This window comes from Nocardioides sp., from assembly GCF_025965415.1.
Taxonomy (GTDB): domain Bacteria; phylum Actinomycetota; class Actinomycetes; order Propionibacteriales; family Nocardioidaceae; genus Nocardioides.
Genome location: NZ_JAOPWY010000121.1, coordinates 15,653 through 35,232, shown reverse-complemented (window position 1 = coordinate 35,232; position 19,580 = coordinate 15,653). Strand labels below are relative to the sequence as shown.

The 19,580-nt window shown below is 67.6% G+C and carries 13 protein-coding genes and 1 pseudogene; 13 read left to right on the top strand and 1 reads right to left on the bottom strand.

Annotation, left to right across the window (positions count from 1 at the left end; translation table 11 throughout):
• Positions 1 to 3 precede the first annotated feature (3 nt).
• The 13 genes and pseudogenes from JWN97_RS12975 to JWN97_RS12920 all read left to right on the top strand — a co-directional run bounded on the left by JWN97_RS12975 (position 4) and on the right by JWN97_RS12920 (position 13,000).
• Complete coding sequence (locus tag JWN97_RS12975) at positions 4 to 492, top strand: Zn-ribbon domain-containing OB-fold protein (protein ID WP_297623172.1); 489 nt, start codon at positions 4 to 6, stop codon at positions 490 to 492.
• Entirely contained in the window at positions 489 to 1,352 is an 864-nt protein-coding gene (locus JWN97_RS12970; protein ID WP_297623170.1) for a cyclase family protein, read from the top strand. The genes JWN97_RS12975 and JWN97_RS12970 overlap by 4 nt, the downstream gene beginning before the upstream one ends.
• A gap of 55 nt (positions 1,353 to 1,407) precedes the next feature.
• Complete coding sequence (locus tag JWN97_RS12965; RefSeq protein ID WP_297623168.1) at positions 1,408 to 3,273, top strand: NAD(P)/FAD-dependent oxidoreductase; 1,866 nt, start codon at positions 1,408 to 1,410, stop codon at positions 3,271 to 3,273.
• Between the two features lie 67 nt (positions 3,274 to 3,340).
• Positions 3,341 to 4,513: an acyl-CoA dehydrogenase family protein gene (locus JWN97_RS12960; protein WP_297623165.1), complete on the top strand. Its 1,173-nt coding sequence runs from the start codon at positions 3,341 to 3,343 to the stop codon at positions 4,511 to 4,513.
• Positions 4,514 to 4,662: 149 nt separating this feature from the next.
• Positions 4,663 to 5,757: a thiolase family protein gene (locus tag JWN97_RS12955; protein ID WP_297623163.1), complete on the top strand. Its 1,095-nt coding sequence runs from the start codon at positions 4,663 to 4,665 to the stop codon at positions 5,755 to 5,757.
• Positions 5,754 to 6,257 carry an OB-fold domain-containing protein gene (locus JWN97_RS12950; RefSeq protein ID WP_297623161.1) on the top strand — a complete coding sequence of 168 codons (504 nt, stop codon included), beginning with the start codon at positions 5,754 to 5,756 and terminating at the stop codon, positions 6,255 to 6,257. The genes JWN97_RS12955 and JWN97_RS12950 overlap by 4 nt, the downstream gene beginning before the upstream one ends.
• Complete coding sequence (locus JWN97_RS12945; RefSeq protein WP_297623159.1) at positions 6,254 to 7,246, top strand: hypothetical protein; 993 nt, start codon at positions 6,254 to 6,256, stop codon at positions 7,244 to 7,246. Before JWN97_RS12950 ends, JWN97_RS12945 begins: the two co-directional genes overlap by 4 nt.
• Positions 7,247 to 7,335: 89 nt before the next feature.
• Positions 7,336 to 8,493 (top strand): phosphotransferase family protein, encoded by a 1,158-nt coding sequence (locus JWN97_RS12940; protein WP_297623157.1) that lies wholly within the window; start codon positions 7,336 to 7,338, stop codon positions 8,491 to 8,493.
• A complete protein-coding gene (locus JWN97_RS12935; protein ID WP_297623155.1) occupies positions 8,493 to 9,035 on the top strand; it encodes a hypothetical protein in 543 nt (180 codons plus the stop codon). The genes JWN97_RS12940 and JWN97_RS12935 overlap by 1 nt, the downstream gene beginning before the upstream one ends.
• A pseudogene (locus JWN97_RS21250) lies at positions 9,032 to 9,598 on the top strand (5'/3'-nucleotidase SurE); the annotation flags it as partial. The gene JWN97_RS12935 and the pseudogene JWN97_RS21250, both read left to right, overlap by 4 nt.
• 297 nt (positions 9,599 to 9,895) lie before the next feature.
• Positions 9,896 to 10,741 (top strand): CoA transferase subunit A, encoded by an 846-nt coding sequence (locus JWN97_RS12930; protein ID WP_297623153.1) that lies wholly within the window; start codon positions 9,896 to 9,898, stop codon positions 10,739 to 10,741.
• Between the two features lies 1 nt (position 10,742).
• Positions 10,743 to 11,429 carry a 3-oxoacid CoA-transferase subunit B gene (locus tag JWN97_RS12925; protein WP_297623151.1) on the top strand — a complete coding sequence of 229 codons (687 nt, stop codon included), beginning with the start codon at positions 10,743 to 10,745 and terminating at the stop codon, positions 11,427 to 11,429.
• 1,292 nt (positions 11,430 to 12,721) lie between these two features.
• Positions 12,722 to 13,000, top strand: coding sequence for a DUF3892 domain-containing protein (locus JWN97_RS12920; protein WP_297623148.1), 279 nt, complete (start codon positions 12,722 to 12,724; stop codon positions 12,998 to 13,000).
• 164 nt (positions 13,001 to 13,164) lie between these two features.
• Here the strand turns inward: JWN97_RS12920 and mobF are convergent, their stop codons facing one another.
• A complete protein-coding gene (mobF, locus tag JWN97_RS12915) occupies positions 13,165 to 19,305 on the bottom strand; it encodes a MobF family relaxase (protein WP_297623146.1) in 6,141 nt (2,046 codons plus the stop codon).
• Positions 19,306 to 19,580 lie beyond the last annotated feature (275 nt).

Sequence of the window (19,580 nt, the reverse complement as noted above, 5' to 3'; positions counted from 1 at the left end):
CTCATGACGGACATCAACACTGCGGTCGGCACCGACGACCCGAACATCGCCATCCAGGGCAACTGGAACTTCGACTACACCTACTTCGCCGGCGCCACCGCGACCCGATTCTTCCGCGAGCTGGAGCGCAAGCACCTCTACGGCACCCGATGCACCTCGTGCGCCCGGGTGCTGGTGCCGGCGCGCTCGTTCTGCGACGCCTGCTTCGCACGGACCGACGAGTGGGTCGAGGTCGGTCCGGAGGGAGTGCTCGAGACGTTCACCATCATCACCGCGCAGTTCCCCGGCCTGCCGAAGCCGCCGGTGGTCATGGCCTACGTGACCCTCGACGGCGCGGACACCGCGCTGGTTAACCTGGTGAAGGGCCTGGACGTCACTGACCTCCAGCAGGCCACCGACCTGCTCCAGAGCACACCCCGCGTGCGTTGCGTGTTCAAGGACGAGCCCGAGGGCCGCATCACCGACGTCCACTTCGAGCTCCTCGTCCCGTGACCACGAACTGGGGTCGCTGGCCCGAGGCGCCGGAGCGCGGTGCCCTCAACCTGGTGACCCCCGAGGCCACGAGACGAGGCCTTGCCTGCGTCCGAGAGGGCCGCACGCTGTCCTTGGGCCTGGAGATATCGGCGGACGCGCCCCGCGCGCCCCACCGCGCGCCGGCGCAGCACTTCCTCACCCGTGACGGTGGGGACTACGCCGCCGGCCTGACCGAGCGCCCCGGGTACGGCTACGCGGACGACACCATCGTCCTGGCGTGTCATGGGACGACCCACGTCGATGCCCTCTCCCACGTCTGGCAGGACGGCTTGATGTGGGACGGCATCTCGGCCGACAACGTCACCAGCAGAGGAGCCTCCTTCGCGGGCATCGAGACCATGGGACCGGTCGTCACCCGTGGACTGTTCGTGGATGCGCGCGAGCTGGGGTTCCTGCACGGCCCCACAGACGTGTTGCGGGCCGCGGACGTGGCGGCTGCGTTGCAGACGGCCGGACTGGACCCACAGCCCGGCGACGCGCTCGTGGTGCGTACGGGCTGGCTCGAGGACTGGCGCAACGGCACGAGCGAGGACGACCGCTGGCAGGGCCTTCACGCCGACGTCGGCGTGTGGGCGGGCGAGGCAGGGATCGCGGTCATCGGTGCGGACAACATCAGCGTCGAGCGCAATCCCAGCGGGGAGGCCTGCGCGCTGCCGCTCCACGTGGCCGCGATCCGCGACCGGGGCATCCCCCTCTTGGAGTTGCTCGATCTCGAACTCATGTCGAGCCAGCGCACGTCCGCGTTTTGCCTCGCGTTCAGCCCCCTTCGCATCCGCGGAGGGTCAGGTAGTCCCATCGCCCCGATAGCCATCGTCTGAGTGCGACGCCGGCGCACACGCACCCCCGACCACTGCTCACTCACGAGGAGACACCATGACCGAATCCCTGGCCGAGGGGCCCGGTGCGGCGTCCGTCCACGAGGACGAGCGGCAGGAGGCGCAACGCTCCGTGTCGGCGGCCCCGCACGGTCCCGTCGTACGGTCCTCTAAGCCCGACGCAGTCGCGGGAGCCGGGGAGCACGCGACCTCGGTGTTCGACACCTGGCTCGACCGCTTCGCGAAGGCCGTGGAGTCGCACGACCTCCAACTCGAGCTCGACCTCCTCTTCGGCGAGGACTCCTACTGGCGCGACATCCTGGCGCTCCAGTGGGGATACCGCACCTTCGACCGTTCGCAGATCGCCACGGACGCCGCCCGCCTTGCGGATTCCGTGGGCCTACGCGGCGTACGCCCGGCACCAGACCGCACCCCTCCGCGACTCGTCCGCCGCTCGGGCCGCAACGTCGTCGAGGGCTACTTCGACTTCGACGTCGACGCCGGCACCGGCACCGGCTTCGCTAGGGTCCTGGTCGAGGAAGGCGGCGGCCCACCCCGAACGTGGCTCCTGCTCACGACCCTGCAGCACCTCTCCACACAGCCCGATACGCGCCACGACCACGAGTCCTACGAGTTCGGCGCCTCGAACTGGCTCGACCGGCGCAACCACGAGCTCGAGCTCGGTGACGGTGACCCCGAGGTGATCATCGTCGGCGCGGGGCAGTCCGGCCTCGCGCTTGCTGCGCGCCTCCGGCAGATGGGGGTACGGGCCCTCGTCATCGAGCGCACCGCACGAGTCGGAGACGTCTGGCGTCATCGCTACCACTCCTTGACCCTGCACAACGAGACCTGGGCCAACACCCTCCCCTACCTACCCTTCCCGAAGACTTGGCCGACCTTCTTGCCCAAGGACAAGCTGGCGGGCTGGCTCGAGTACTACGCAGAGGCGATGGAGCTCAATGTGTGGACGGGCACGACCGTTCTGGGAGCCGTTCGCGACGAGCAGGCCGGTGAGTGGAAGGTGACCCTCGAGAGGAACGGGCAGCAGCGCGACGTGCGGGCACCTCACCTGGTCATGGCGACGGGCACCGTCAGCGGTGTCCCCCTGATGCCGCGGCTGCCTGGGGCCGACTCGTTCGCTGGCACCCTCATCCACTCGAGCCAGTTTGACAGCGGCGAGGCCTACAAGGGAAAACACGCCGTGGTGTTCGGGACGGGCAACAGCGGTCACGACGTAGCCCAGGACCTGCACGCCGCCGGCGCCGCATCCGTGACCATGGTCCAGCGCAGTCCGACGTGCGTCGTCAGCCTGGAGCCCAGCGGGACGATGGTCTACGCGCTCTACTCGGAGCACGACGCGGTCGAGGACATCGACCTCATCACGACGGCGATCCCGTACGAGGTGATGCGCGACTCATACCAGTGGCTCACCCGCAAGACCTGCCGCCTCGACAAGGACCTCCTCGACGGCCTGGAGTCGGCCGGCTTCCGGACCGACTTCGAGGAGGACGGCACCGGGTTCCACATGAAGTACCTCCGTCGCGGCGGCGGCTACTACATCAACGTCGGCTGCTCCGACCTGATCATCTCCGGCGAGGTCCAGCTGCTTGCTGCCGAGCAGATCGCAGGTCTGAACCACGACGGGCTCGAGCTCGCTGACGGGGAGACCCATCAGGCCGACCTGGTCGTCATGGCGACTGGCTTCGAGAACCAGCAGTCCGGTGTGCGACGACTGCTGGGCGACGAGGTCGCAGACCGAGTCGGTCAGATCTGGGGCTTCGACGACGACTTCGAGCTGCGCAACATGTGGCGCCGCACGGACCAGGCCGGCTTCTGGGTCATGGGCGGCAACCTCCTGGAGAGCAGGCTCCACTCGCGCTTCCTCGCCCTACAGATCAAGGCCGAGCTCGACGGCCTCGTTTAGTCCTGCCGGCCACCCCGCCCCACCATCCCCAGTCCTCCCACCACCCCGCCCACAAACGGAGAAACCCATGAGCACTCCCACCCAGCCCCTCGACTTCGCCGGGATCGACAGCCTGCTCGACGAGGAGGAGATCGCCGTCCGCGCGACGACGCGCCGGTTCGTCGACGACCAGATCCGTCCGAACATCGCGAACTGGTTCGAGGCTGGCACCGTCCCCGCGCGCGAGCTCGCACCCGAGCTGGGCAAGCTCGGACTGCTCGGCATGCACCTTGAGGGCTACGGGTGCGCAGGCCTGTCGGCGACCTCGTACGGCCTTGCCTGCATGGAGCTCGAAGCCGGTGACTCGGGCCTGCGATCCCTCGTGTCGGTGCAGGGGTCCCTCGCCATGTACGCCATCTGGAAGTACGGCAGCGAGGAGCAGAAGACCGAGTGGCTTCCCCGCATGGCGAAGGGCGAGGCCATCGGGTGCTTCGGCCTGACCGAGCCCGACTATGGATCCGACCCGGGTGGTATGCGCACCCGCGCGCGCAGGGACGGTGAGGACTGGATCCTCACCGGGAACAAGATGTGGATCACCAACGGGTCCATCGCCGACGTCGCGGTGGTCTGGGCCCAGACCGACGACGGCATCCGTGGATTCGTCGTCCCCACCGACACCGCCGGCTTCTCCGCACCGGAGATCAAGAAGAAGATGTCCCTGCGCGCTTCCATCACGAGCGAGCTCGTGATGGACTCCGTGCGCCTACCGGCGTCGGCCGTCATGCCCGGCGCGAAGGGCCTGAGCGGACCCCTCGGCTGCCTGAACGAGGCACGCTTCGGCATCGTGTTCGGGGCGCTGGGCGCGGCCCGTGACTGCCTCGCCGCGGCACTCACCTACGTGGGGGAGCGGCAGCTCTACGGCCAGGCGCTCGCCAGCTACCAGATCACCCAGACCAAGCTCGCCGACATGTCCGTCGAGCTCACCAAGGGGATGCTGCTGGCTCTTCACCTCGGACGCCTGAAGGACGGCGGCGGTCTCGACCACCGCCAGATCAGCCTCGGCAAGCTCAACAACGTCCGCGAAGCACTTGCAATCGCGCGCGAGTGCCGCACCTTGTTCGGTGCAGCCGGAATCACGCTCGAGTACCCGATGATGAGGCACGCCAACAACCTGGAGTCGGTGCTGACCTACGAGGGCACCTCCGAGGTCCACCAGCTGATACTCGGTCAGGCACTGACGGGTCACGCCGCGTTCCGCTGAGGCGCCATCACACGAACGCACGTATACCGAGATAGGAGGTGGGACCGATGCAGCACGGAAGCGCGTCACATCCGTTGTCGCGCCGAGCGGCGATCACCGGGATCGCGGAGACCCCGCACGTTCGGGGAACCCAAATCCCCCTGATGCAGATGATCGCCACCACCTCCGTCCACGCCATCCGCGACGCCGGCCTACGGCCGTCCGACATCGACGCCGTGATCGCTCCACCCGGATTCGTGGGGTGGGACGAGGTCGCCGCCCACGTGGGCGTGACGGACGTCCGCTACACGGCCGCCATGCAGATCGGCGGAGCCAGCGCCACCGGCGCGCTGCTCACGGCCGCGATGGCGGTCTCCACCGGCGTCGCCAACCACGTGCTGATCCCCATCGGCTGGCACGGATACTCAGCCATCCGCTCCCGTGCGGACGCCCTACCGAGCAAGCGTCGCTTCCAGGCGGCCTTCTTCGAGACCGTCCGCAACTACTACGGTCCCTACGGACTGCGCTCGGCCCCCTACTGGTACGCCCTCTACCTGCAGCAGTACGTCGACCGGTACGCCGTGCCGTGGCAGGCCACCTCGGAGATCGCGCTCGCCGCCAGGCGCGCGGCCGCCCACAACGAGAACGCCTACCTGCGTGAGCGGCCCCTCGGCGAGGACGAGTACCTCGCATCCCCGATGATCAGCTCCCCCCTCCGCAAGCTCGACTGCTGCTTGGAGACCGATGCCGCTGCCGCGGTCGTCGTGTCTGCTGCCGACCGGGCTGCGGACGGGGCGCACACTCCCGTGACGATCGCCGGTGTGGCCGAGGGACATGCTCACCCTGCCGATGAGATCACCAACCGATCAGACATGCTCATGCTCGGACTCGCAAATGCCGCGCCCCGAGCCTTCGAGATGGCCGGGTATCAAGCCACGGACATGGATTTCTTCCAGATCTACGACTGCTTCACCCACGTGGTGCTGCTGCAGCTGGAGGCGCTGGGCCTGGCCGACCGCGGTGAGGCCGCCGCTCTCATCACCCCGGGCGCACTCGACCCCGGTGGTGCCATGCCGCTGAACACGCACGGCGGGCTGCTCGCGCAGGGGCACTGCTGGGGGATGAACCACGTCGTCGAGGCCGTACGCCAGCTGCGCGGCACCGCCGGGACCAACCAGGTGGTTGGCGCCCGCGTCGGAGTCGTGACCGGCTACGGCGACCTCGGCGACGGCAGCATCGCCGTCCTGGAGAGGGGGGTCGGATGAGCAGGCCCCCCAGGCCCGAGGAAATCGCCGGCGAGCTGTTCGCGTTAATGGCTCGCACATCGCGGCTGCACGTCCAGCAGTGCACGGAGTGCCACCGGAGCGTCCACCCGCCCCGCTACTTCTGCCCGATCTGCGGCAGCGCACGGATGGCGTTCGTCCCCTTAGACGGCACGGGCGTCGTGACCTCGTGGACGACCGTCGAGTACACCGTCGACCCCGAGTGGCAGCCGCTCGTGCCCTACGACGTCGTCGTCGTCGAGCTGTCCGAGGGGCCGCGGGTCGTCGCTCTGGCGCAGGACTTCCCCAGGACCCCACACGCGGGCGCACCCGTCAGAGTCACGGTCCAGCCGATGTCCGACGCGTTCGTTCGATACATCGCACGACCGGAGTCCGCACGAGCAGCCACCGGCTGTGGCGCTTTGTCACCGAGTCAAGCGTCGTCTGCGCGTACACCCATCGCAGACGCCCCCATCCCAACCACGCAGGAGGAAATGCCGTGATCATCCCCGAGGACTCTGACTTCCACGAGCGAGACACCACCGACCGCACATGGGCGGAGACGACCGTGCTGCTGTTCTCGGTGCCCGAGGCCGGGATCATCGGCAACGCCTACGTCCTCGCCCGCCCCAACCTCGGCGTGGCGACCTCTGCGGTCATCATTGCCCAGGGATTCTGCCGGCAGCCGTTCGAGGTCGACTTCACCGACCCTCAGGTCCACCAGCCGTGCCCGGACAACTTCAGCAACTACACGTTGCCGAGCGGGCTCAGCGTCGAAGTCACCAAGCCGCCGGTCGACTACCACTTCACCTACGAGCACGCGCTCGGCGCGGCCTCGTTCGACCTGACCTTCACTGGCCTCAGCCAACCGTTCGACATCCACGACAAGAACCAGAACCCGCTCCTGGCCGACCAGATGTTCGACAGCCTGGGAGACCAGTGGAAGAACGGGCACTTCGAGCTGCTCGGGCACGTCCAGGGCGAGCTCCAGCTCCGAGGCAAGACCTACAAGATCGACTCGTTCGAGGGGATGGACCACAGCTGGGGCCCGCGGCTGGAGGAAGGTCGCCGTGCGTTGTCGTGGATGCCGATCGCCTTCGGCGAGGACCTCGGCATGCACATCGTCACCGCGCTGGACATCGTCGACGGTCGCGTCGTCTACGGAGACCTGCGATTCGGTCACGTGGTGGACCACGGGGAGGTTTACGGGCTCGTCGAGGCGCGCATCGAGGCCGACCACGTCGACCTGATCGGTGTCAGGAACCACGTCTACGCCAGGGATGTCCGAGGGAAGGAGTACGATTTCTACGGCACGTCGCTGGGCGGCCATCCCTACCACCAGTTCAACCCGTGCTCGGTGGCCTACCAGTCGCTGTTCCGCTACGACCTGAACGGCCGCATCGGACATGGCGTGGGGACCGACGTCTACGGCCTCGACTTCCTCGCGGACCGCATGTCGCGGCACGGCCGCCAGCGTGGCGGCACTCGATGACCGCGCGGCTCCGAGCTCACGAGCCAGCGAGCGTCGGGGTGCACGGAGCTGCGCCCACCGCCGGGGGCGACGGCGGCGGTCCGAGTTCCGTGGACCGCATCGAGCAACTGGAGCGCAGATACCCGACGGAGCCAGAATTTGAGTGGCTCATGCGTCGCCGCGCGGCCGAACGTCTCAACGGTCCGTATGTCCGACCCAGCCTGAACGAGCTTGCCGGGATGCTGCGCGAGTACTTTCGCGCCACTGTCGACCCCTCCTGTGAGGTGCTCGATCCTCATTGGTTCGTCGGTGGCGCCTCGAAGGTGCAGGTCGGCTTCACCCTGGAGCAGCACGATCACTCCACGCGGCGACTCGTCATGCGCATGGAGCCTGGCGAGTCGCTCAACGTCACCAGCCGCACCCGGGAGTTCGAGCTGATGAACGCGCTGCGTGGAACAGTTCCGGTTCCGAACGCACCATGGGTCGACGCGACTGGCGACTGGTTCCCTCAGCCCGTTCTCATCACCGAGTTCTGCGCCGGCGTGGCCAAGCCTTCGCGATCCGCATCCGGACAGGTCACTGGACTTGGCACCAGGTTCGGACCCGACCTCGCCGCCGATCTGGCACCTCAGTTCATGTCCCATTTGGCTGCCATCCACACCTTCGACCACTCTGCAAGCTCTCTGCCGTCATTCGCGCGTCCCCACGACGGTGCGCATGAAGCGGCGCTCTGGCAGCTCAATCGAGCCCTGCGCGTCTGGGAAGAAGATCGCGACGAGACCATTCCCCTGATGGAGGTCGCTGCCAGATGGCTGCGGGATCACGTTCCTTCTGTCGACCACGTGAGTGTGGTCCATGGCGACTTTCGAAGCGGCAACTTCCTGTTCGACGAGGACAGCCGGCAGATCACCGCATGGCTCGACTGGGAGCGGGGACACCTGGGGGACCGCCACCGCGACCTCGCATGGACTATCCAGGCGCCGTTCGGTCACTACGATGAAGAAGGTGACTACCTCGTGTGCGGGCTGGTAAAGAAGCGGGAGTTCTTCGACTGGTACACCGACGTCTCGGGACTCTCCGTCGACGAGGAACGCCTCCGTTACTACACGATCCTGAACTGCTTCCAGATCATCGCTGCCTTGCACGGGACCGGGTTCCAGGTCGTCAAGCATGGGAAGTCTCATCAGGACATCCTGCTGGCGCGGTTGAAAGGCGAGGTTGGCATCATTGCCGAGGATCTCCGGCGCGAACTGTTGGAGGTGCTCTGATGGCGGACCACACCGACAACCAGTTCAAGGCGGCCATCGCTGCACTGCGAGAGGTGGTCGCGCCAGCGGTGAACCCACACGATCCGGCGGCACGCGAACAGTTGCAGTTGGTGATCGACCAGCTCGAGTTCGTACGTCAGCGTGTCGGATTGCTGGATTCCCGTCATCGTCTTGAGCTGGTGCAGCAGCTCGACATGGTCGAGCGTCTCGCGCACGCAGCAAAAGATGTTCGTGACCCTTCGGCAGCCGAGATCAGCGACACCGTGACGGATGCACGCGCGGTGCTTGCAGATCCGATTGCAAAGCATGAGGACCTTGCTGCGCAACAGGAAGGTCTGGCACGTCTGGTGCCGCGCATCCTTGAGCATGCGCCTGATGAGCATCGGCAGGCCCTCGATCGCCTGGTGGTACAGCTATCCGGATCAAGGGTGACTTTCGAGCGCTCGTGGTACGCCCCGCTGGGATTCGACCCAGATCCTGAATCGCTGCCCTCCGTCGATTCGCTCTTGGCGGAGGTCGACCTGGGAGGAGGGACACTGTGAAGGTACTCGTGACGAACGATGACGGCGTGCACGCCAGCGGACTGCGGGCGCTTGTTAACGGGCTTCTCGAAGAGGGCCACCAGGTCCTGGTCGTCGCACCGCTCGATCAGAACAGTGGAGGCGGAACAAGCATCGGCGGCGAGATCATGGGCACGCTGGTGCGCGTCGAACGAATCACGGATGAGTTGATGCCCGGAGTGCTAGTTCTCGGGGTCGATAGCCCGCCATCGGGAGCAGTCCTTGCCGCGATGCACCATCTGGTGCCGGAGCTCGAAGGCGTTCATCCTGACTTCGTCGTCTCGGGGATCAACTCAGGTCACAACCTCGGCCGGCTCGCGCTCCACTCAGGAACCCTCGGCGCCGCCAGTACAGCAGCGCTGTACGGAGTGCCCGCGATAGCAGTGAGCTGCAGTCCAGGGTTAACCGGAAAGTACGCATTGGCTGCCAACTTCTGCGCTCGACTGATCTCGTCATCTGACGCTGATTGGCCGATTGGCGAGGTCCTCAACATCAACTACCCGGACCACCCCGCGGAGCCTGAGAGCGTGGCGATCACGTCCTTGGCTCGCGCCCGTGATGGCGAAGTGGGTATGGAGTTGCAAGAAGGCGGGTTCAGGATGAGCCTTGTACGCGACTTCGCGGCCAGTGGACTGCGTGGGCAGCCGGGGGAGTCCGATGCAGAAGCCATTGAACGCGGCTGCGTGTCCGTAACGAGACTTGTTGGTGGCCTTTTCGTCAGGCCCGAGCACGAGGGTAACGGGGCCCTTGACCGTCTGATCAGAACCCTCGTCAGCGCCGACGTCCCCCCCGGCCGCGCAGGTCTCGGTAGGCAAGTCGGTGCGATGCGGCAACGCTCTGAGTTGGACAAGGTGGTCAGCTCGGCCGCAGAAGCGGTGGCCGACATCCCGGACGGCGCGAGGCTCGCGGTCGGCGGATTCGGACTGTGCGGCATCCCGTCGGTCCTCATCGACGCGGTGCTGGAGGCCGGCACGACCGACCTCGAGGCGGTCTCCAACAACTGCGGCGTGGACGAGTGGGGCCTGGGCCGGCTGCTCTTCGAGAAGCGGCTGCGCCGGATGGTCTCCTCCTACGTCGGGGAGAACAAGGAGTTCGCCCGGCAGTACCTCTCGGGCGAGCTCGAGGTGGAGCTGACGCCGCAGGGCACGCTCGCCGAGCGGATGCGCGCGGGCGGGACCGGGATCCCCGGCTTCTACACCGCGACCGGTGTCGGCACCCAGGTCGCCGAGGGCGGCCTGCCCTGGAAGTACGACACCGAGGGCAACGTCATCGTGGCGTCACCGCCGAAGGAGACGAAGGTCTTCGCGACGGCCACGTCGGATGGGGTGGTCGAGAAGGAGTACGTCCTGGAGGAGGCCATCGTGGCCGACTTCGGGCTGGTGCGGGCCTGGAAGGGCGACCGGCACGGCAACCTGATCTACCGCCAGTCCTCGCGCAACTTCAACCCGCTCGCCGCGATGTGCGGGCGGATCACGATCGCGGAGGTCGAGGAGCTGGTCGAGCCCGGCGAGCTCGACCCCAACGACGTCCACACGCCGGGCGTCTACGTGCAGCGGGTCGTCGCGCTGACGCCGGAGCAGGCCGCGGACAAGCGGATCGAGAAGACGACGACGCGACCCCGGCCGTCCTCGGACGCCTCGGGCGACGCGCTCGTGGACGACGCGGCGACGCACGGGCCGGGAGGCTGACATGGCAGACAAGAAGGGCTGGAGTCGTGAGGAGATGGCGGCGCGTGCTGCCAGCGAGCTGCAGGACGGGTCGTACGTCAACCTCGGCATCGGGCTGCCGACGCTGGTGCCCAACTACGTCGCCGACGACGTCGAGCTGGTGCTGCAGTCGGAGAACGGCATTCTCGGCGTGGGGGCGTACCCCTTCGAGGGCGAGGAGGACCCCGACCTCATCAACGCGGGCAAGGAGACGGTGACCGTGCGCAAGGGGGCGTCGTTCTTCGACTCCGCGCAGTCGTTCGGGATGATCCGCGGCGGCAAGATCGACGCCGCGATTCTCGGCGCCATGCAGGTCTCGGCCGCGGGTGACATCGCGAACTGGATGATCCCCGGCAAGATGGTCAAGGGCATGGGTGGCGCGATGGACCTGGTCCACGGCGCGAAGCGGGTGATCGTGCTGATGGAGCACACCGCCAAGGACGGCTCGCTGAAGATCCTCGACGAGTGCGACCTGCCGTACACCGGCAAGCGCGTGGTGCAGCGGATCATCACCGACCTCGCCGTCATCGACGTGATCGACCCCGCGACCGGAGAGGTGGCGCCCTCGGGCACCCTCGGCGACCGCGCGCTCACGCTGGCCGAGCTCGCCCCCGGCGTCACCGAGGACGAGGTGCGGGAGAAGACCCAGCCCAAGCTGATCACGCCATGACTGTCAGCAACGCCAAGACTATGCCGCGCGTCTTCGCGACTGCTCGCTTCTCGCGGCAGCTCATCGTCGATGGACAGCGTTTGTCGGAACCCGCGTCCATGGTGCATGCAAAGCAGATGGGAACGGTGACCACACTTTGGCGGTGAATCCGCATTGAGCTGGTTCAAATTCTGGGATCTGTCCTTCGCCAGAGTGCGAGAAGATCGGTGCCCACGTTGCAATGACGAGTTTGCGACGGTTCTCGGTAGCGACCGACGTTCCCCGGTCGGCACATCCTTGTAGCTGGTTCTGCATGCTCCTGCGCGGACGTTCCGCACGCGCCACGGGGACGGTTTCGAACTTGCGACCTTCGCTTAGGAGGCGGCTGCTCTATCCAGTGACAACTCGGCGGAAACTCGGCAGTTGAGTACGCCGAGGTCGACAGAGCACCTCCCAGGCAGGCCGAATCTTCGCCTAGACTCGATTGACCAACCGTTTCCGATCCAGGACATCCGCCCAGGTCAGCGGGTGTTTCGCCGAGTACCTCCGCGAGGTTGGGGCTCGTCGGCCCACGCTTCGATCGCCTCAAACTGGTTGAGAAGGACGCAGGTTCGAATCTCGTGCTGTGAGGGCGATGGGCCAGCTCGCCGAGATTCAGCACACTGTCAAAAACTAGCCACTTACAGTCCGATCACCGTCCATGCCAAGGCACTACACTCCGAGGTGAACCGCGACCTCTTCCCGCGTAAACCCGAGGAGATCCGCGACCATCCGAGGCACTCCGTAGCGCTCGATCTCTTCGAGAGGTCGCAGGTTCAAATCTGCCCCCGCTACAAAGTTAAAACGGCAGGTCAGAGGCGGTTTCGGGAGAGATCCCGGGGCCGCCTCTGATGCTTCAGCGGGGCAAATGTCAGCAGGATGTCAGCAGACATCGCCTCGGACTCGGCTGTTGAAAGCGTGTCCGCAGGCGGTGTGGGACGGGGCCGGCCGGGGTGTGAGCCACTCGGTGAGCGGGTCGGTGAGGGCGACCTACGCACGGAATTGTCGACGGATCGCGGCTGATGAGACGTAGCGCCGCGACGCTCTCACGCGGATGACTACATGTCGGGAGAACGACTCGGTCGAATGTCCCCCCGGCTCATCCGGCGAGTCCAGGACTCGGGGTCGCGTCTAACGAGATCGCGGAGTCCCTGCGTGCCCCGAGCCCACGCGCCCGGGAAGACGCTGCTGGTGCGGCAGGAGCAACGGTGTCGGTGGGTGCTGGCAGCCTCGGTGTGCACGTACTCGTCCGGAGTGCCAGCGAGAGGAGCGTCATGAGCGTTGAGATCACGCACATCAGGTTGAGCGGCGGCAGCGGCCACGAGCACATCGTCAGCTATAGGTGGCGAAACCCCAACGACGGAAACACGGGTACTTCGGACAAGCCGACCATGGTCGCCTGGGTGGATGAACCCGCCAACCATGCGTACGTCGGTAGCGGCTCCGGTCGCGCGGAGGCGGGCGTGGTGCGTCCGCAGTCTGGCCAGCCGTACCTCCGCACCTATGCGGATGGCCAATGGAACAACAACTTGTTGTCGCTGCCTCACTTCTGATTCTGATCAGCGCGCGCTCCTGGGCGGCGGTTCGCAGCAACTCTCAGAGACACGCCCCAAGCTGGGCGCAAGGACGAAGCGCGAAGCGAGAACCTCTCTTGCGTCCGGTTGGCGGCAGCACCTTCGGGCGTAGAGCCGAGTGGCACCAATCGGGCCGGGATGAGTCAGCGTTGCGGCGATCCGGGTTGAGGCGGGCGGTGAACGGGTGTCTCTCGCTGCTCTTGGGCGATGCCGGTGGAGGGCGACGTACGGGGATCAGGTGTCTCGCCTGTGTCCACGCCAGTCTGTAGGTGGGACACGATCCGGTAGCGGAGATCGGCTGCGGGCCGGTAACTCAGTGGCGCTTCGTCGACCAGGGCTCTGGTCACGGTGTTGATGTCGTGGCCTTCTTCGTGGACCTGCTGCAGCATCGCTGCCGTTGCCGGCCAGTCACTCTGCTCGAGTAGGCGCGAGTCGAGCTGTCGGGCGAGGGGTGCCCATCGCTCGGCCGGCGACTTCGCGGCGGCGGCTTCGAGCCGCCTGCGGACCTCGGTGGTGCTGTGCATTTCGTCCTGGGCGATCGTGCGGGGGTCGGCATCCCAGACCTTGACTGCGTCGCGCAGGTCGCGGCGGACTTGTAGCTGAGTGACCTGGAGGCGGGTGAGGATCTGTTCGGTGCCTGAGTCCCAGGCGTGGCTTGGTCGGGCTGCGAGGACGCGCATCGCGGCCACGCCGGCCTGCTCTGGGTCGAGGTTGTCGAGCCGCTCGGACAGGATCTTCTCACCCAGGGATGTACTGCCGGTGAGGGCAGCGGTCAGGGCTGCGGGGCCGCGCTGGGCGAACACGTCGGCGGGGTCGAGCCCGTCGGGGAAGCGCACGTAGCCGGGGTCGAGGCCGTGGGGGGTGAGCATCCAGAAGTCACGTTCGGCGGCGATCTGCCCAGCCAGGTCGGCGTCGGTGGCCACCATCGGGTCATGGCCTGCGTGTCGGGTCAGGGCGGCAAGCTGGGTGGCCTGTTCGTCGCTGAGTGACGTGCCCAGGGGGGCCACTCCGAGGTAGCGGCCGGCGCTGGCTAGGGTGACGGCAATCGCGTCTATGGGGCCCTCGACGATCACCGGCACGGCGCCAGGTCCGACTGCTGGGTTGATGAGCTCGTCGACGACGCCGAACAGCTGCGCGCTCTTGTGGAACAGGGGGGTGTTGGCGGTGTTGAGGTACTTCGGGCCGGCCCCGCCGGGTGTTTGGTCGGCGTCGTCGAGGTCCGGGCGGCGTCGGCCGACGAACCCGAGGATCTGGTTCTCGTGGACGACGGGGAACATGACGCGGTCGCGGAACCGGTCGATCAGGTTGCCCCTCGACGACTTCCTGGCGACGCCGGCGGCGAGCATCTCAGTATCGGTGACGCCGTGGCGGCGCAGATGGGTAACGAGGTGGGTCCACCCAGGCGGCGCTTGGCCGAAGCGGAAGTCCTCGTGTCCGGCCATGTCGAGACCGAACCTCTCGGCCAGGTAGGCGCGGCCCCATGAGTCGTCGAACTGCGTCTCGAAGAAGGTCTGGGCCATATCGTTGATCTCGACCATCCGCTCGCGAGTGACGGGACAGGAGTACCACTCCTCGGCGCGCTGGTACATCAGTCCGATGTCGGCGTCGGTCGGCTCAAGTGCGATGGGGCCCAAGTCGCGGATGTACCCGGCGAGTCTCAGGTCGCCCTCGACGACTCGAGCCTCGTCCACGGTGTCGACCTGGTCGACCTGGTCGACCTGGTCGACCTGGTCGACGTTGTCGGCGATCATCGACGCGGCGATGCTGACGAGGTCCACCGGGTCCACGAGGTTGTCGTCCTGCTGGTCGGGATCGTGGCCGGGGTCGTGGCGGGGACCTTCGGTGAGCGTCCATACGACGTCATCGGAAAGGTCCACGTGAGGGACTTGGGAGACGTCGGTGGGGTCGACTTCGACGCCCTCCCACAGGTCCGCCGGGGGCTCTTGGAATCGGTCGGCGTACTCGGAGTGCCCGTTCTCGTCGGGGATGGGGTCGAGCGCGATCGACGTACGCCACACCAGTGTCTGGCACTCGTCGACGCCCTCCCAGCCGTCCCTGAGCAGCGGGCGACGCGTGCCCAACAGGTCCTCAAGCTGCCAGCCGCGCTGCAGCCCGCGGTCAATATTTACCACCAGCGCCGGCCACCAGGTGCTAGCCCGGATGTGCGCGGCGCGTTTCGTGCCCAGCAGGTCCGGCAGCTGGGTCGACCAGGCGGTGGTGACTCCCTCACCGTGTGCGCCGTCCCCGGCCTGCGCAGCAACGGCGGGGGCCAGGTGGCGGGCCATCCGCCACCACAGCGCTGCTGCGGCGTGCTCATCGGGCAGCGGACCGCCGGCCGCGGCGGCGGTGCGGAGCAGCTGGTGGGCCTGGATGCCGGCCCGCGACATGGCGGCCAAGCGCTCGGCCAACAGGGGTGTGAACTCGTCGCCTTGGACCTGCGGTGCCAGGGCGTGCAGCAGCTGGCGCCATTCGATGAGTGCCGGGGTGCGCTCGCCGGTGACGGCGCGGTTGAGTCGCCGCTGGTAGGTGGAGGAGGCCTTCTGCAGCTGCGGCGCACCGGTGGGTCGCCGATCGTCGGCGGGGACTTGCATGGCGGCGCGCCACACCTCCACCTCAGCCACGATGTCCGCCACCGTGTCAGTGTTCTTGGGGTCAGGGCTCATCCCGTTCTGCGCCCAGGCCGGGAGCGCGGCCCGTTCAGCGGCACTGGCGCGCACGTCGCCGGCGAGCTGCTCGACGAGGCGCGCGCGCCGGGAGAGGTAGGCGCCCCACTTCGGGTCGTCGGCCAGGCGGTCGGGGATCCCTGGCATCCACGGCAGCGGGGGAGGGATGGCTGCGGTGCTCGTGCCTCGGTGGCCGGAGGAGTCCAGGCGCCAGTCGAGCACGGCGGCGGTGTCCGTGGCGGTGTCGATCTCGCGAGACTCCGCTGTAGAGCGCAGTCTCGCGGTCGGGTCGCCTCCTTGGGCGCCCCCGAGCAGGAGGTGCGAGCGGAGTGCAGGCCACGCGGGTTGATCAGTGAGACCGGGCACGATCTCGCCGGCTGTGGCGTCGAGGGCCTCGACGACGTCGACGCCGACCACCATTTCGGCCGCGACGTAAAGGCTGTCGAGGTAGCGCTGGGCGGCGTCGCCGAGGCGGGTCGCGGGGTCGGCCTGGTCCCGTAGGAGGCTGGTCGCGGAGCGTTGGGTGTCGTCGCGGGCCAGGACCTGATCGAGGATGTCGGTCGGGGTGAGCGGGCGGACCAGTGTCGGGTGGATGACCGAGTGGGGGTCGCCGTCGCCGACGACTTCGAGGTAGACGTGGTTGGCGATCGCGCCTCGCGTCATCATCGTGTAGAGCTGCTGGCGTGACTCACTCCCGGTGGCGAGGCCGTGCATGGTGTCGGCGGTGATGCCTTGGGCGGTGTGCACGGTGCAGGCGTAGCCGAGTTCGGTGGCCGTCTCGACGTAGTCGCGGGGGAGTCGGACGGTCCGGCCGTGGCGTGTGTGCTGCACGGTGAGGTCGCCGTCGTCGTGGATCTCGTGCAGGTGCCATCGGTCACCGTTCTTGACCCAGTCGGTGGCTGAGGTGCGGAGCCGGCGGTCGTTGGCTCGGGTGATGATCAGGTCCCCAGAGGAGGCCTCGTTACCGTCCGCGAGCCGCCGAACAAGGCCAGCGCTGGCCGGGTGGACCGGGTCAGCGGGAGCGGTTTCGGCGAGCCGGTGGGACCGCGCCTGCCGGTTGAGCTCAGCCACCAGGTCGCGGGTGGGCGCGAGCATGATGGAGTCCAGCCCGGCGGCTCGGTCGCTCCGCCAGGCAGCGAAGACGTCCTCGGTCATCGTGGCCAGGTCACCAACATGGACGCGGTCGCGGTCGAGGTAGAACCCAAACGACTCGCTATTGCCCTCGCGTAGCGCCAGCGATGCCGCGGCCTCGGCGGGGTCGGTGAACCTGACCAGCTCGGTGAGCTGGAGCGCGCCGTGGGTAACTCGAATGTCGCGGAGCACGCCACCGGCGCCGATCGCAGCGAGCTGCTGGTCGTCCCCAATGAGCCGGACGCTGCCGCCACGCTCGAGGATGTAGGAGACCGCCACGTCCAGGGACACGGTGTCGGCCATCCCGGCTTCGTCGATCACGACGAGGGTCGAGGAGTCGATGCCAGCAACCCAGTCAGGCACCGCATCGCCAGAGCGGGCTTCGCTCAGGCGGGCCCGCTCGATGGAGTGGGTGAGCTTGGCTAACGTCTCCGTCTGGCTGTCGATTTGCGATCGCAGGGCGTCTGCGGCAGCGGCCGAGGGTGCGAGGCCAACGATGGTGCCGCCGCTGTCGGTCCAGGCGCCGGCGAGTGCGCGCATCGCGGTGGTCTTGCCCGATCCAGCGGGCGCGATCGCCAGCTGCAGGCGGGCACCGGAGGTCGCCATCTCCCACACCAGGGTCGCCTGACCGGCGTTGAGCGTGACCCCGTTGGCCGTCGACTCCAAGAGCGCGAGGTCGACCGAGGATGCTTCCGCGGCGTACCCGTCGCGACGTCCAGCGGCCACCACGAGGCGCTCTTCGGCTGCGAGAACCTTGCTCGAGGTGAACAGGGCGGAGCCGGCCGTGCTGTATACCGAGGTGCCGTCGGCGCGGCGCAGCTCGACCGGTTCGTTGATCCCGGCAGCCTCGTCCGTGGGCCGGGCGAGGCTGACCGACCGGCCGTCAAGGACCTCGTTCACCAGTAGGTCGACGACGTGGACGACCTGGTTGGTCGTCACGTTCGCGGCCCGGACTTGGCGTTGGGCTTCGGCGTAGACGTGCCAGTACTGCCAGGTGCTGCGCCCGCCTTCCATCGTCGTCACGATGCGGTCGGCGGTGGTGGCGAACCAGGCCGCATCCACCCGCGAGTCGGCCGGCGACGTCGCGACTGCCCTCGAGTTCAGTGCCGGGTTCCATGCGAGGCCCGAAGCCGGGCGGAGTGCGTCGTGGATCATCTGCGTGACCCGTTGTGGGGTGCCAAGGACCTCGACGGCTTCGCGGTGCCAGGTGTCGCGCTGTTCGGCGAGTGAGCGTGGTTCGTGCTTGGCTTCGCGGGTTTCGAGAGTGGCCTGCTGGGCGAGCTGAAGTGTTTCGACGGGAGTCGGGGGTCGGCCGTGGGTGGCCTGGAACCCGGTGACGAGGACTTTGCGGCGATCCTCGACGTGGAGCCGGCGTTTGGAGAACCGCGCGTTGAGTTGCGGGTCGACGCCGACGATCTCGCGCACCGGTCGTTTGCGGGCATCGGTGTCCGGGCGCTCGGCGAAGCGCACGCCGAGCATGTCGACGAGGTGCCGTTCGAGCGCGGTGTTGTAGGTCTCCGAGGCCGAGACGACCGCCTTGTGCAGGGGCCGTCCGTCGATGGCCAACCACTTGCCCGTCCCACCAGCGGTCCCGTTGGGGGTGCCGTCGGGGGAGAGGGTTTGGACTTTGTTCGCGACGGCGACGTGGGTGTGCAGGTCGGGGTCTCCGGCGCGGGAGTCGCGGTGGGTGAACGCGGTGGCGACCAGCCCGCGGACGTCGACCTGACGGACCCCGTTGGCGCCCTGGCGCGTGAACAGGGCCCTTGCTTCGAGGAAGTCCAGGGCGTCCTGGACTGCGGCCTGGTGGGCACGTTCTATGAGTGCGGCGGTCTTCGGATCGGCGACCGCCCACAGTGTCGAGACGCTCTTGACGGGGGAGAAGGTGAGGTCGTAACCGGCGACGGCGTTGGTCCGCGGGCGGGAGTCCTTGGCGATGGTGGCGGCGAGCTCGCGGGCACCCTCGGTGCCCTGGCTGGGCTCGCGACCGTGCTCGGCGCGGAAGAAGTCGCGGGCGACCTCGGTGCGGATCCGGGCACGCTCAGCGACGGGAACTGGGTAGTCCCCGGGATGGCCGGCAGCTGAGTTCCACTCAGCGAATCGCTTGGCGACCTCGATCCGGAACGCGCTGACGTCGTCTGCGTGGACCTTGTACGGGGCGCCGAGACGAGCGGCCGCCTGATAGTCGGATTCGGTGGGCCGCTTGAGGCCGGGGCGGCCGATGCGCAGATCCAGCACCCTGGTGCGTTCGGTTGCCAGGGGGTGGTGCCCGGCGCCGAACAGGTTCTGCATGTGGTCGGCGGTGACGACGTCACCGGCGGACAGCCCGTCGATGCCAGCCATGCCGGAGCCCATCCAGACGCCGGGTGTCTCGCCCCTTTCGGTGTAGTAGCTGGCGAGCCCGGTGTGGCCCCTGTCGGTGGCGTCCAGCGCGGCGACTTGGCGGGTCAGGTAGTCGTACCCCGATCCGGCGGTCAGTTTGTGGAGGCTCATGGTCACGTGGACCTATGTCCGATCCGCGCCTCGCAACGGTCAGCCGCGACGGTCGTTCGCTACGCGGGACGTCGCGGGGCGCTTCTCGTCGGCGAACCGGGAATGCAAGAGGTGTGTGGGACTTGGAAGGTGGGGAATTTCTGGGGGGACGCTGGTCTTGTTCGTGCGACAGGGCATGCGGGTTCGGCGGTCTGCGGGTTAGGTGATGACCGCTCGGAGTAGGCGGGCTGACTTAGGGGGTTGTTCGAGTCATGTGAATCCGAGTGAGAGGTCGG

What these genes read in the sequence shown, in the direction of transcription:
- JWN97_RS12975 (WP_297623172.1), top strand. Translation starts at nt 4, where the DNA reads ATGACGGACATCAACACTGCGGTCGGCACCGACGACCCGAACATCGCC.
- JWN97_RS12965 (WP_297623168.1), top strand. Translation starts at nt 1,408, where the DNA reads ATGACCGAATCCCTGGCCGAGGGGCCCGGTGCGGCGTCCGTCCACGAG.
- JWN97_RS12960 (WP_297623165.1), top strand. Translation starts at nt 3,341, where the DNA reads ATGAGCACTCCCACCCAGCCCCTCGACTTCGCCGGGATCGACAGCCTG.
- JWN97_RS12955 (WP_297623163.1), top strand. Translation starts at nt 4,663, where the DNA reads ATGATCGCCACCACCTCCGTCCACGCCATCCGCGACGCCGGCCTACGG.
- JWN97_RS12950 (WP_297623161.1), top strand. Translation starts at nt 5,754, where the DNA reads ATGAGCAGGCCCCCCAGGCCCGAGGAAATCGCCGGCGAGCTGTTCGCG.
- JWN97_RS12935 (WP_297623155.1), top strand. Translation starts at nt 8,493, where the DNA reads ATGGCGGACCACACCGACAACCAGTTCAAGGCGGCCATCGCTGCACTG.
- JWN97_RS12925 (WP_297623151.1), top strand. Translation starts at nt 10,743, where the DNA reads ATGGCAGACAAGAAGGGCTGGAGTCGTGAGGAGATGGCGGCGCGTGCT.
- JWN97_RS12920 (WP_297623148.1), top strand. Translation starts at nt 12,722, where the DNA reads ATGAGCGTTGAGATCACGCACATCAGGTTGAGCGGCGGCAGCGGCCAC.
- mobF (WP_297623146.1), bottom strand. Translation starts at nt 19,305, where the DNA reads ATGAGCCTCCACAAACTGACCGCCGGATCGGGGTACGACTACCTGACC.